Origin of the sequence: Pseudoalteromonas sp. 2CM37A, assembly GCF_023161885.1 — a bacterium.
GTDB lineage: Bacteria > Pseudomonadota > Gammaproteobacteria > Enterobacterales > Alteromonadaceae > Pseudoalteromonas > Pseudoalteromonas atlantica.
Window position 1 is genome coordinate 88,229 of the sequence record NZ_JALNTJ010000010.1, and the last position, 12,731, is coordinate 100,959.

Sequence of the window (12,731 nt, forward strand, 5' to 3'; positions counted from 1 at the left end):
ACACACTCTAATTTAAATCATAAAAACACGAATAGGTCATTTTGACATGAACCAGCAATTCAACCTTACCCAAGTGGCTTTAGAGCTTGCCCAAAGCACGCTGCACGAGCACAGCTTTGATCAATTATTGGCAACGGTTGAACGTGTAATACCTAGTGATGCCAGTGCATTACTTGTCGTGCAGGGCGAGCAACTTAAGCCCTTAGCCATCAAAGGTCTGATGTCCGACAGCCTTGGCAGGCGCTTTAAAATAGCAGAGCACCCACGATTAGCGGCCATTTGTAGTGCAAGCCACGCATTACAGTTTGCACACGACTGCCCCCTGCCCGACCCATACGACGGCCTACTGCTGGCCAAAACGGGCGATATTCCTGTGCATGCCTGCTTAGGCTTACCCCTTTACGATAAAAACACTTTGCTAGGCGTGCTTACATTCGATAGCTTAAACGCAAATGCCTTTAGTAGTATTAGCGCAGATACACTCAGCACCTTACAAACACTGTGCAGTGCGCATTTTAAAACAGCCCTAGAACTTGCCCATTACAAACACCATGCACAGCATTCAAACGCCCTTGTGCAAGAGTTAACGCGTGATGCGCTTACTCGCGATGGCGGCGAAATTATTGGCCAAAGCCCTGTAATGCAAACGCTAAAAAATGAAATAAAACTCGTTGCGGCCTCTAATTTTAGTGTATTGGTGTTAGGAGAAACGGGCGTAGGAAAAGAGCTAGTAGCGCGTAATATTCACTTAAATTCTGCCCGAAAAGATCAACCGCTGATTCACTTAAATTGTGCCTCACTCCCCGAAAATCTTGCAGAGAGTGAGTTTTTTGGCCACGCCAAAGGCTCATTTACTGGCGCACAAAATGCCCGCCAAGGTAAGTTTCAGTTAGCTGATGGTGGCACGTTATTTTTAGACGAAATTGGCGAGCTACCATTGGCTATGCAAAGCAAATTATTGCGTGTGTTGCAAAGTGGTGAAATACAAACAGTGGGAGAAGACACGCCAAAATATGTGGATGTAAGGGTAATAGCAGCCACTAATCGTGATTTAAAACATGAGGTAGCGCAAGGCCGCTTTAGAGCCGATTTATATCACCGGCTAAGTGTTTACCCTATTAGCGTGCCGCCACTTAATAAACGCGAGCACGACATAACTTTATTGGCTGGTTATTTTATTGAACAAACTGCCCGTAAATTAGGTATTAAACAATTAAAGCTAAGCACTGAAGCGCAAGTATTGCTCAACCAATACAGTTGGCCTGGTAATGTACGCGAGCTTGAGCATGTTATTAGCCGCAGCGCATTAAAAGCTAAACAAAGCCAGTGGCAAAACCCAATAATAACAATTACAAGCGAGCACTGCGATTTAGCCCAACAACCAAACAACAACGCGCACGTTAGCACGCCAATTACCGCCCACACTGCCCATCATCAGCCCTTAAAACAAGCCGTTGAATCTTTGCAATTTACGGTTATTACCGAGCAATTAAAACAGCATAATTATAATTGGGCAGCTACTGCACGAACCCTTGAACTCGACAGAGCCAACCTAGTTAGGCTTGCCAAACGCTTAGGCATTAAAGTTAAAAAAACTATTTAACGTGTGGCATGTTACTAAAGTAGGTTTTTAATAAGCCTGCAAAAGCTTGTACTTTCGCGGTGCGGTGTACTAAATGGTGAGTAACCAACCAAGAGTCAAACTCCCAATGTAATTTGTCGTGCAATATAGGCACTACGTCGGGGTTATTTTCTATCGCGCTTTGGTGCAACCCCCCTATGCCTAAGCCTTTAATAACCGCGCGCGCCGCTTCTGAGGTTTCTGATACTCTTAATTTAATTTGCGACTGAGGAATAAACTCATCAACCCAGCTAAAGTACGGTACACGCGCATTAAATCCCGCAATACCAGATATAAAATTATGCTGCTTTAAGTCTTCTAAGGTTTTTGGCATGCCGTGTTTAGCAATATAACGTTTGTGGGCATAGAGGCCGGCCGATAGCTTAGCTAAGTGCTGCGCTATATAGTCGCCTTCATCTGGTTTGGGGCCTACTCGTATTGCTATATGAGCTTGTCCGTGGTCAAGCCTTAGGCGCTTTTGCTCTAAAATCACTTCTAGCTGCACTTGCGGATGCAATGTTTGAAATTGCTCACACACGTTGCTTAGCATATCCATAAAACCACTCACGGTAGTCAGTAACAAGCTCCCTCTGAGCTCACTATCGGCTGCGGCAATGGCGTTATGTAAACCTTCAAGTGAGTTATCTATCGCTTGAGCGGTTTCAAATAATTTTGCCCCGCTTTCGGTTACTTTATATCCGCGCGCATGGCGATGAAATAACCGTACATTTAAGTTTTTCTCTAAGTTATTTATTCGCCTCAACACTGTGCTATGGTGCACACTTAATGCCTCTGCTGCGGCGGTCAAAGTACCTAGCCTTGCCACTTCAAAGGCAACTTTTACGTCTTGCCAGTCGTCAAATTTTATTGCCACGCTACCCGCCTTCTACTTATGTGCATATACGCACATAAGTGTTGCGTTTATTCGGGTTTTCTACAAGCAAAAATTTGCTACATTAGTGTCATACCCAACCAATAAAAAGGTCTAAATTATGTCAGCACCAAAAATTATCGCGCTCGCGGGTAGCCTGCGTAAAGATAGCTTTAACCAAAAACTCATTAACGAAGCAGCTCGTTTTGCTCTGCAAACCGGTGCTGAAGTGGAAGTAATTACACTCGCTGAGTTAAATTTGCCATTATTTAGCGAAGACATTGAAGCGCAAGGCACACCCACCGATGCCCAACTATTGAAAGATAAACTGCGTAATGCTGATGGTATTTTACTGGCAAGCCCTGAGTACAACGGCTCAATTACTGCTGCACTTAAAAATGCAATTGATTGGGCATCGCGAACTGAGCAAGGCGCAGTACCCGCATTTCGCAACAAGGTAGTGGCGTTATTTGCTACATCACCGGGCGGTTTGGGTGGGCTGCGCGGCTTAAACCATGTACGCGATATTTTAAGCGGGATTGGCTCGTTAGTACTTGCCGATCAGCTCGCTATCCCATCAGCATTTACTGTATTTGACGAAGACGGAAAAATTAGCGACCCAACCACTGCAGAAAAAGTTAGCGTATTAACGCAGCAGCTCGTTTCTGTTGCTAGTAAATTAAGCTAATTTTTACGATTGTGTCGCTGCTAATTTAGCAGCGATAAAATCGGTGTGCGCTACATATAAAAGCCCAGCCACTTTGCGTATTACATACTCTTCTTGAGGATCTATCTCTCCATCGGCATACGCCAATCGCCATAATAGCTCAATTATTTCAATGCGCTGCGCCGCACTGCAGTGATCGTTAATCTGCTTAGAAAATTGAAAGTAATCAATAGCCCCATCTAAGCTACCAGCGGCATTCGTGGTGAGCTCATCAACTTCCGATTCTGTTAAATTAAAGTATTTTTTTAAGGTTACAGTCAGGGTGTGTTGTTCATTATGGTCGAGCTTAGAATCAGCACGCATTACTTCAATAAGCAGCGCAGCAACCGCTGTTTTTAGATCATGCTGCTCTATGCTTGGCTGTTGCTCGTCAAAAGCGGCAAACAGTTGTTTTATTTGTTTGAACATCACATATTCTCTTTTTGGGTGTTAGACTTAACTTAAATACATCGCACTTAATGCTTTATTAATGGGTATTAAGTTCGCAAATTAAAGGATACATTTTTATGAAAGGCTTATACACACCGCATTTAGTTGTTGGCGCTGCATTGCTAGCCTTTTCTGGTATAGGGAGCGCCTTTGCAGAAGTGGGCGAAAAAGAAAAGTCATACGACTTTGATAACAAAGTACATTACTACCAAACCAAAATTGGTGAAGACAACTATAAAATAGAAATACAATCAGACGACTACAAACACTTTGCTAATCAAAGTATGTTTTTACTGCGCCACGCAGACAGACTATGCCGCGGCAGAACCTTTATGTTAAAAGTGCTTGAAGGCGTGCAAGAGTACGAACGTTTTCCTACTAAACCACGCGCTTATCAACCACCATTAAACGTTTTACTACAATGTGACGCACCCGAGAAAAAAGAAAAATAGTTTATTTTTCGTAGCCCCACGGCGCTGCTGGTGGAGTAATTGGTTTAGTTAAATCAAAGTCCACCTTAAACTCGCGCCCTTGGCGAATTAACCGATACGTAAATACCTCAGGATAAATATACATTTGCCATGTATTACCTGCCGACTGTGCAATACCTTGTGCTACAAATAACTCTTTAGAGTATTGATCGGCCGGGAAAGACTGCATTTGTGCAAAACCCGCATCAAGGGTATGACCGCCATACATAGTTGAAGCATCGTCGCTGCCATTTTCATGGCGATGATCATGCTTTAAGCTCAAACCACTGCCCGTTTTAGTAATGATCCATGTACGCGATGCATCATCTCCCACATGAAATGGTACTTGTAGCTCGCTATCTGTGCATTTACGAACATGCATAATTAGTTTTTTATTCTCAAATGAGCTTGGGCCTTTTGCGTTATCTACGCTTACTTTGCCCTCAAACGCTTTACCACAATGCGCAGCTATATTATTAAAAAACGCATCGTGTGTAGGTATAGATACTAAAGGCGCAGGACGCGCGATAGCCGCTGATGAGGCAAGTAATAACGTTGCTGCCGTTAATAATTTCATAAAGTACTCTTATAATAGTTTTTTAATACCATAGCGGTTTAAGTTAATAATGGGAAATAGCTGCGACAAGTGGCTTTTCTGCTCTGTTTTTCATTAATGTTAAAAGTGAATAATGGAAGTCTTGAAAAATCACCTCACCCCATATTCGCGAATAAACACCAAAATTTGTATTATCTTGCACAGTCGTTTTTAAAGTTAAAATCGTATTGCCGCTTTTATCTTCACTTAACGCATACCCACCATACAGAGGTGAAAAGTATTCGCCGCCTAGTTTTACGTGTTTATCGAGTGCATCATCGGGAATAGCATCAGGGTCTATCTCAAATCTATAAAGCATCTGTTTATTTGGCTGCCAATCCGTAATCACTTCTTTAAATGTAACTCCTTTTTGCCATTTACTGGTTCTAACAGCCCCAACCCCCGTAGCATTCATATTTGCCTCTAAAGGTTTAGGTACACCTATTAATTGGGTAAGCGAAAATGGCAATTCTTGTGGCTCTATGGTGCTTACATTAGCAAGCTGCTGCCACACACGGTTTATAGGCGCTTCAATAACTATAGAGTTGGTGACTTCATACGTTTTTGATAAGTGTAAATAATTTACCTCAATAGGTGAGAGCAATACAGGAAGCAAAACTATTGAAAGTAAAGGCTTGTTAGCGTTTTTTGTTTGACGGTTTTTAATAAAGCCTGCCAGTAAGCCACCCATACTTGCAAAGAGCATAAAGGCAGGCAAAGCCATTGCCACACAAATACTGCCTTCCAGTAGTGTAATAACGCTTACAAGTAAAAAAACAAAAATTGGCTGCCAAGCAATTGTCACCATTTGCCTTTTAGTTAATGTATTTGAGCTTTTAAATTCAAAATGAATACGAATATAGCCAATTGCAACGGGCACTAAAAACATAAATGAAATAGATACAAGGCTACTTAAATTATAAGTATCAAGCAGCTCCACAAACAGCCGCATAAATATGCCGTAAAGCGTACCAAGTAGAATACCAATTGATTTAGGGGATTGAATTTGCATTGTATTTCTTATTATTTGAGTAACCATTGAACCTAGCAGATGTGCTATTTCAGTTCAATTAAAATACATAAACCACTACTTAGACTAAAGGATAACAGCCTTGTTTTTACAATGTTTCACCAAATTAGAACACATAAAAAACAAATCAACACACTGATTTTAAACAAAATATACTTTACATTTAAGAATAAAAACACAATGATTTAGCATAAAATAAAGCCATACACGACCTTTTGCCTATACATTCCTAAGTAAAAGCTGATCTACTCTGCTCCTTCACTATTCATTTGCTTTAACAAAAGCCGTATTAATAAATAAGCAACGAGTAACAGGAGGGACTATGTCAGTAACCCCAAAGGGTAACGAGCCAAAAAAAACAAGCGCATCGCACGTAGATGATGCCAACAGCTATCAAAATAAGCATAAAGCTAGTTCAGAGTTTAGTACCCGCGACGAATACCTAGAGCACGAGCTGCAAATTATGCAGCCTAAACGCTGGCGGCCTAATTTACCCTTTAGAGACTACCGCTTTGAATTTGAAGACACGATTCCTGCCATGGCGGGCACCATTGGTAAAGTCGTTATGGTGGGTGCTATTGCCGCTACTTTTGCAGCGCCACTGGGTTTAAGCGATGCGTTTGTGTTAGAAAACGTACGCTATGAATTACTGATTGTTTCTATTTTTATTATTTTGTTTTCGGGCTTTATTTTACCCACGGCTAATTTAGCCGGTACTCATGGCCCACTTATTCCTCTTATTCCTATTGTGGTTGCCGCTGGCGGCCACCCTATGGCATTTGGCTTACTGATTGGTGCCTTTGGCTTTATTTTAGCCATAACCAAAGGAGGGAGCTTGCTGGCACGCTTAACCAGTAAAGGTGTGTGCGGGGGCTTACTTATATATTTAGGCTTTATTGGCACAATTTCGCAGGTTAAAAAGCTGTTTGCATGGGCTGAGGCCATTGATATGGCGCACATTGCATTTATTGTTATTTTGGCGACCATTTTATTGTATGCGTTACTTGAGCACTTTAAAAAGCGCTGGTTAGCTGTGCCGCTTAGCTGCCTTATTGGCGGTGTGGTTGCATTTGCACTCGGTGCGCCGTTTGAATTTAATACTGCGCCGGGCTTACCAAATATGAACCCTGCTTATTGGTGGGGCGAAAACACAGGCTGGATGCTTGGCTTACCTACGCTTGAAAGCTTTGTGGTTGTGCTGCCGTTTGCGGTATTGGCTGTGGCTATGTGGTCACCGGATTTTTTAGGGCATCAAGTATTTCAAAAAATTAGTTACCCGCAACGCACTGAAAAAGTTCAAATGAACATAGACGACACCATGCTAAGCGCATCGGTTAGACAAACCTTTGGCTCGCTGGCCGGTGGTGCTAACTTTACCTCATCGTGGGGGACTTACATTGTCCCTGCCGCTATTGCTAAACGCCCTATCCCGGCGGGCGCCATTTTAACAGCCGTATTTTGTATTATTGCGGGTTTATGGGGCTACCCAATGGATTTAGCCATTTGGCAACCCGTGCTGTGTGTTGCGCTTATTGTAGGTGTGTTTATTCCGCTGCTTGAGGCGGGTATGGAAATGACACGCGAAGGTAAAACAACACAATCGGCCGCTATTGTTGTGTTTGCCTCAAGCTTGGTAAACCCTGCTTTTGGTTGGTCTCTAACTATGCTGCTTGATAACTTAGGCTTAATTGGCTGTAAAGAGCGCAGTGCTAATTTAACTAAAATGAGCCGCTGGGTTATTCCGCTAATTATGTTTGTTATTTTAACTACCGTTATGGCTATTGTTGGTATGCTGCCAGGCATACCTGCGCTAATGGCAGATTTTAGACATTAATAATTAGAAGACTTAAACATAAAAAAAGCGCGGCTTATATACTCAGCCGCGCTTTGTTTTCATATGTAATTAATTGCTTTTCGTTACTGCCAAGGGCGCTCAGCAGCAAGTTGTTTTTCAAACGCATCAATTTGTGGATTTAGCGTTTCGGTCACACCAATAAAATCTAAGCCACTTAATAAACGCTCTTTTACGTCTTTACGAATATCAAAACTAATTGGCGCAAACTTATCGCTTGTTAGTGTTTGGTTTTCAAGATCGATTTGAATGTTTATATCGTCGTGTTGCTCACTAAGTACAAACAATTGCTCAAGCGTATCAGCGGGTAGCGCAATGGCTAGCATTTGGTTGTTGCCACAGTTATTAAAGAAAATATCAGCAAAGCTTTCCGCTAAAATTACTTCAAAACCATATTGCTTAAGCGCCCACGGCGCATGCTCGCGTGATGAGCCACAACCAAAGTTGTCGCGGGTTAATAATATTTGCGCGCCTTGGTAGCATGGGCGGTTTAAAATAAAATCAGGATTTGGTTCGCCGTTTTCTAGGTAACGCCAATCGTAAAACAGTGCTGCATCAAAACCATCACGGCTGGTTGATGTTAAAAACTGCTTTGGAATAATTTGGTCTGTATCTACATTGTTTTTATCAAGTGGGGCCATTAAGCCACTAAAAAATACGCTCATTAGGCTTCTCCTCTTATATCAACAAAGTGACCATGTATTGCAGCAGCCGCTGCCATTGCTGGGCTCACTAAGTGCGTACGCCCGCCACGGCCTTGGCGGCCTTCAAAGTTACGGTTAGACGTAGATGCACAGCGTTTGCCCGCTTCTAAGCGGTCATCGTTCATTGCTAAACACATTGAACAGCCCGGCTCGCGCCACTCAAAACCTGCCGCTTTAAAAATATCGGCTAAGCCTTCGTCTTCGGCTTGCTTTTTAACAAGGCCAGAGCCCGGTACGATAAGTGCTTCAATGCCTGCGACTACTTGCTTGCCTTCAACAATTTTTGCCGCGGCACGTAAATCTTCGATACGACTATTTGTACATGATCCAATAAAGACTGTATCTACTTTCGCGCTTGATAATTTATCGCCGGCTTTTAAGTCCATGTATCTAAGTGCGCTGCGTATAGCATCAGCTTTAATTAAATCTGGTTCTTGGTCAGGATCTGGTATGCATTCATCAACGCCAATTACTTGCTCTGGGCTTGTGCCCCACGTAATTTGCGGCTGAATGTCGTCAGCTTCAAGCTCAACACTCAAGTCAAACTCAGCGCCTTCATCTGATTTTAAGGTTTCCCAGTATTCAACTGCGGCGTCAAAGTCAGCGCCTTTAGGTGCAAATGGGCGACCTTTTAAGTAATCATACGTGATTTGATCTGGTGCTATTAAACCTGCTTTTGCACCCATTTCAATACTCATGTTACATAACGTCATACGGGCTTCCATTGAAAGTGCTTCAATGCCTTCACCACAAAATTCAGCAACATAACCTGTACCGCCAGCTGTGCCTAACTTACCAATAACCGCCATAATTAAATCTTTAGAGGTTACAGTTGGGCGAAGCACACCGTTAATTTGAATTTTTAACGATTTTGCCTTTTTTTGCTGTAGCGTTTGCGTTGCTAATACATGCTCAACCTCAGAAGTACCAATACCGTGCGCTAATGCGCCAAACGCCCCATGCGTAGAGGTATGGCTATCACCACATACAATGGTAGTGCCAGGCAAGGTAATACCTTGTTCTGGCCCCATTACATGCACTATGCCTTGGTTAATTGAGTTTAAATCGTAAAGTACAATGCCAAACTCTTTACAGTTAGCATCAAGTGCCATTAACTGGTTTTTAGAGACTTCGCTTGCGGCATCAAGTGATCGGCTTTTAGTCGATACGTTATGATCCATTGTTGCAAAGGTTTTTTCTGGGCAACGTACCGTACGGTTTTTTTCACGTAGACCTGCAAAAGCCTGTGGTGATGTCACCTCGTGTACTAAATGACGGTCAATATAAAGTAAATCAGTTTGCTCGTTTATGCTGGCAACGGTATGTGCTTGCCAAATTTTGTCGTATAACGTTTGGGCCACTTGCTAATTCCCTACTTTGTTAAGTCGCAGCATAACGGTGCTGCGATTTATATATTAAATACGTGAAACGATGGCAGCTGCCACATCGCTTGTGCTGTATCCACCTTGTGGGTAGATATCTGGCGTGCCAACGCCTGCTTCTACGGCTTCGGCTACGGCTTTTTCAATGGTGCGCGCAGCTTCGTCTTGCCCTAATGAGTAACGTAGCATAAGTGCAGCACTTAAAATTTGCGCAATCGGGTTTGCAACCCCTTTGCCAGCAATATCTGGCGCTGAGCCACCGGCTGGTTCGTACAAACCAAAGCCCGATTGATTCAAGCTGGCCGATGGTAATAAGCCCATTGAGCCTGTGATCATCGCACACTCATCTGACAAAATATCACCAAATAAGTTATCGCAAAGTAGCACGTCAAACTGGCTAGGCTGTTTAACTAATTGCATAGCTGCGTTATCTACGTATATGTAATCTAGGCTGACTTCTGGGTAGTCTTTGCTTACTTCGGTAACTACTTCACGCCATAATACGCTTGATGCAAGCACGTTTGCTTTATCAACCGACGTTACATGGTTGCTACGTAATTTTGCTGCTTCAAAGGCAAAACGGGCAATGCGTTCAATTTCTTTACGCGAGTAAGTTTGTGTATCAAATGCAGCTTCTTCAGCGCCTTCGCCGCTTCGGCCTTTTTCACCAAAGTAAATGCCGCCTGTAAGCTCGCGTACACATAAAATATCAAAGCCTTTTTCGCTAATATCTGCACGTAATGGCGATGCTGCGCTAAGCGCTGGTAAAAGTTGTGCTGGGCGTAAGTTACAAAACAAACCAAAGTGCTTACGAAGCGGTAAAAGCGATGCACGCTCAGGTTGCTCGTTAGGGGGTAGGTTTTCCCATTTTGGGCCACCTACTGAGCCAAATAAAATGGCATCGGCGTTTTCACACGCGCTTAGCGTTTTTGGTGGTAATGCTTCACCAAATTCGTCAATGGCTGCGCCACCAATAGCATGATGCTGACGGTTCAGAGTAAAACCAAACTTATTGCTTACAGCATCAAGTACTTGCTCTGCTGCTGCCATTACTTCTGGGCCAATACCGTCGCCTGCTAATACGGCAACGCTGTAGTTTGTTTTACTCATCCTGCTTTCCTTTGTTGTTTTAAATCAGACACTTTTTGTGCACGATAAATTAAGTTGTAAACACGGATCATGGCGCGTACCGACGCCTCTACCACATCCGCAGCAATACCCGCACCGTGATAAGGGCGGCCATCGTATTTAGCAATAATGTTTACTTGACCAAGCGAGCTTGCGCCTTGACCAGTGGCTTCTAAATTGTATTCAATCATTTCAACGCTCATACCAGTTAAGCGCTCAATAGCCGCAAATGAGGCTTCAACAGGGCCATTACCTGTAGCAGCTTCTTGTTTTGCTTCGCCATCAATTAGCATCCCAATGGTAGAGCTGGCTACCGACTGTGAGTTAGACGCTGAGTTTACAAACTCTAATTGGTATTTTTCGTCTTTGTCGTTAATTTGATTAAAGTAAATCATGGCTTCAAGGTCGTAGTCGTATACGGTACCTTTTTGATCAGCTAACGCTAAAAAGCTTTCGTATAAGCTGTCCATATCGTAGTCAGCTTTTTGATAACCTAACTCTTCTAAGCGGTGCTCAATAACATGACGACCCGAACGCGAGGTCATATTTAATTGGTTATTTGGCACACCGACGCTTTCTGGCGACATAATCTCATAAGTATTTTGCGCTTTTAATACGCCATCTTGGTGAATGCCCGAGCTATGTGCAAAGGCGTTTTCGCCCACAATCGCTTTATTTGGCTGTACCGGCATATTGCATATTTTTGCCACTTGGCGAGATGCGCGATAAATTTCTTCGCTTTTAATATCGGTGTGTACGTTTAAGTGGTCTTTGCGCATTTTCATGATCATCGCCACTTCTTCAAGCGAACAGTTACCCGCACGCTCACCAATACCATTTATTGTACACTCAATTTGGCGAGCACCTGCTTGTACCGCGGCTACCGAGTTAGCTACAGCTAAACCTAAATCGTTATGACAATGTACACTTAAACGCGCTTTATCTATATTCGGCACGTTATTCATTAAATGGCGGATCATTGCGGCGTATTCGTCTGGCGTTACAAAGCCAACGGTATCAGGTAAATTAATAGTAGAGGCACCGGCGTTAATTGCCTGCTCAACAATTTTACATAAATCCCAGTGCGGCGTACGCCCGGCATCTTCACACGAAAACTCAACATCATCAGTGTAGTTACGCGCTAATTTAATTGATTTAACCGCCATGGCCGTTGCATCGTCTAGGCTCATACGTAATTTGTGTTCAAGGTGCAAAGGGCTTGTGGCAATAAAAGTATGAATACGGCTTTGCTGTGCTGTGCGAAGCGCCTCACCACAGGCTTCAATGTCTTTTGCTACTGAACGTGCTAAACCACAAATAATTGGGCCTTTAACCTCGGTTGCAATACGTTGCACCGAGCGAAAATCAGCGGGGCTCGAAACCGGAAAACCCACTTCCATCACATCCACGTTCAAGCGGCTAATAGTATGCGCTAGCTGAATTTTATCGTCTTCTGTAAGGCTTGCTTTAAGTGCCTGCTCGCCATCACGTAAGGTGGTATCAAAAATCCATACTTTATCTTTGTCTTGCATAACTGCCCCTCATTCCTCTGTTACCCAAATTTCAATTTATCCCAGCCGCGAGATAATAAAAAACCCCGCAATTGCGGGGTTTTTAGTGTTTAACTCGATGCAAACACACTAATCCCCGCTCACTGACCATAGCAGTAAGAGGTTAAGTTTTAGTGTAATTAAACGAATATTTTGCATCTTGTTTCTTGTGTGTGTGTTCAGTGAGGCCTATTTTTAACATTACAAAGCAGTTGGTGCAAGCATAAATATTCCAAATAGAGGAATAAAAACCCCACATTGAGGAAATTTATATACCTAAAAACAGCATATTCAGGTTTTATAAGTCACAGAGCTACACTTTTTAGCTTAAATTAATGTGTTGAGTAAACTTGCGTGCTTAGATTAACTTAT

Annotated in this window: 12 protein-coding genes; 4 read left to right on the forward strand and 8 right to left on the reverse strand. The window is 42.9% G+C overall.

Annotated elements, in window-relative coordinates; all coding sequences use genetic code 11:
• The first annotated feature begins 46 nt into the window (after positions 1 to 46).
• Complete coding sequence (norR, locus tag MTF68_RS17235) at positions 47 to 1,603, forward strand: nitric oxide reductase transcriptional regulator NorR (protein WP_248463153.1); 1,557 nt, start codon at positions 47 to 49, stop codon at positions 1,601 to 1,603.
• On the opposite strand, the gene MTF68_RS17240 is transcribed toward norR, so the two are convergent.
• Positions 1,596 to 2,495: a LysR family transcriptional regulator gene (locus tag MTF68_RS17240; RefSeq protein WP_121638125.1), complete on the reverse strand. Its 900-nt coding sequence runs from the start codon at positions 2,493 to 2,495 to the stop codon at positions 1,596 to 1,598. The genes norR and MTF68_RS17240 overlap by 8 nt on opposite strands.
• 118 nt (positions 2,496 to 2,613) lie before the next feature.
• Between MTF68_RS17240 and MTF68_RS17245 the strand changes: the two genes are divergently transcribed.
• Positions 2,614 to 3,180, forward strand: coding sequence for an NAD(P)H-dependent oxidoreductase (locus tag MTF68_RS17245; RefSeq protein ID WP_029773331.1), 567 nt, complete (start codon positions 2,614 to 2,616; stop codon positions 3,178 to 3,180).
• Positions 3,181 to 3,183: 3 nt separating this feature from the next.
• Here the strand turns inward: MTF68_RS17245 and MTF68_RS17250 are convergent, their stop codons facing one another.
• Positions 3,184 to 3,627, reverse strand: coding sequence for a TerB family tellurite resistance protein (locus tag MTF68_RS17250; RefSeq protein ID WP_121638126.1), 444 nt, complete (start codon positions 3,625 to 3,627; stop codon positions 3,184 to 3,186).
• Positions 3,628 to 3,725: 98 nt separating this feature from the next.
• Here MTF68_RS17250 and MTF68_RS17255 point away from each other — a divergent pair, with 98 nt between their 5' ends.
• Complete coding sequence (locus MTF68_RS17255) at positions 3,726 to 4,100, forward strand: hypothetical protein (protein ID WP_004589382.1); 375 nt, start codon at positions 3,726 to 3,728, stop codon at positions 4,098 to 4,100.
• A gap of 1 nt (position 4,101) precedes the next feature.
• On the opposite strand, the gene MTF68_RS17260 is transcribed toward MTF68_RS17255, so the two are convergent.
• Both MTF68_RS17260 and MTF68_RS17265 read right to left on the reverse strand, forming a co-directional pair.
• Positions 4,102 to 4,695, reverse strand: coding sequence for a hypothetical protein (locus tag MTF68_RS17260; protein ID WP_054983311.1), 594 nt, complete (start codon positions 4,693 to 4,695; stop codon positions 4,102 to 4,104).
• A 43-nt stretch (positions 4,696 to 4,738) separates the two neighbouring features.
• Complete coding sequence (locus tag MTF68_RS17265; RefSeq protein WP_096740301.1) at positions 4,739 to 5,725, reverse strand: hypothetical protein; 987 nt, start codon at positions 5,723 to 5,725, stop codon at positions 4,739 to 4,741.
• A 340-nt stretch (positions 5,726 to 6,065) separates the two neighbouring features.
• Between MTF68_RS17265 and MTF68_RS17270 the strand changes: the two genes are divergently transcribed.
• Positions 6,066 to 7,577, forward strand: a complete 1,512-nt coding sequence (locus MTF68_RS17270; protein ID WP_096740302.1) for a DUF3360 family protein — start codon at positions 6,066 to 6,068, stop codon at positions 7,575 to 7,577.
• Positions 7,578 to 7,660: 83 nt separating this feature from the next.
• Here MTF68_RS17270 and leuD read toward each other — a convergent pair whose 3' ends face one another.
• Genes leuD through leuA form a run of 4 tightly spaced genes read right to left on the reverse strand, consistent with a single transcriptional unit; the run spans position 7,661 to position 12,341 of the window.
• Positions 7,661 to 8,260 (reverse strand): 3-isopropylmalate dehydratase small subunit, encoded by a 600-nt coding sequence (gene leuD, locus MTF68_RS17275; RefSeq protein ID WP_004589386.1) that lies wholly within the window; start codon positions 8,258 to 8,260, stop codon positions 7,661 to 7,663.
• Positions 8,260 to 9,660, reverse strand: coding sequence for a 3-isopropylmalate dehydratase large subunit (gene leuC / locus MTF68_RS17280; RefSeq protein ID WP_024033932.1), 1,401 nt, complete (start codon positions 9,658 to 9,660; stop codon positions 8,260 to 8,262). The genes leuD and leuC overlap by 1 nt, the downstream gene beginning before the upstream one ends.
• 54 nt (positions 9,661 to 9,714) lie before the next feature.
• Entirely contained in the window at positions 9,715 to 10,791 is a 1,077-nt protein-coding gene (leuB, locus tag MTF68_RS17285) for a 3-isopropylmalate dehydrogenase (protein ID WP_004589388.1), read from the reverse strand.
• A complete protein-coding gene (gene leuA, locus MTF68_RS17290; RefSeq protein ID WP_004589389.1) occupies positions 10,788 to 12,341 on the reverse strand; it encodes a 2-isopropylmalate synthase in 1,554 nt (517 codons plus the stop codon). Before leuA ends, leuB begins: the two co-directional genes overlap by 4 nt.
• Between the last annotated feature and the right edge of the window lie 390 nt (positions 12,342 to 12,731).

Coding starts and splice junctions, on each gene's coding strand:
- leuA (WP_004589389.1), bottom strand. CDS start 12,341: ATGCAAGACAAAGATAAAGTATGGATTTTTGATACCACCTTACGTGAT.
- MTF68_RS17260 (WP_054983311.1), bottom strand. CDS start 4,695: ATGAAATTATTAACGGCAGCAACGTTATTACTTGCCTCATCAGCGGCT.
- MTF68_RS17270 (WP_096740302.1), top strand. CDS start 6,066: ATGTCAGTAACCCCAAAGGGTAACGAGCCAAAAAAAACAAGCGCATCG.
- MTF68_RS17255 (WP_004589382.1), top strand. CDS start 3,726: ATGAAAGGCTTATACACACCGCATTTAGTTGTTGGCGCTGCATTGCTA.
- MTF68_RS17245 (WP_029773331.1), top strand. CDS start 2,614: ATGTCAGCACCAAAAATTATCGCGCTCGCGGGTAGCCTGCGTAAAGAT.
- norR (WP_248463153.1), top strand. CDS start 47: ATGAACCAGCAATTCAACCTTACCCAAGTGGCTTTAGAGCTTGCCCAA.
- leuB (WP_004589388.1), bottom strand. CDS start 10,791: ATGAGTAAAACAAACTACAGCGTTGCCGTATTAGCAGGCGACGGTATT.
- MTF68_RS17250 (WP_121638126.1), bottom strand. CDS start 3,627: ATGTTCAAACAAATAAAACAACTGTTTGCCGCTTTTGACGAGCAACAG.
- leuD (WP_004589386.1), bottom strand. CDS start 8,260: ATGAGCGTATTTTTTAGTGGCTTAATGGCCCCACTTGATAAAAACAAT.
- MTF68_RS17265 (WP_096740301.1), bottom strand. CDS start 5,725: ATGCAAATTCAATCCCCTAAATCAATTGGTATTCTACTTGGTACGCTT.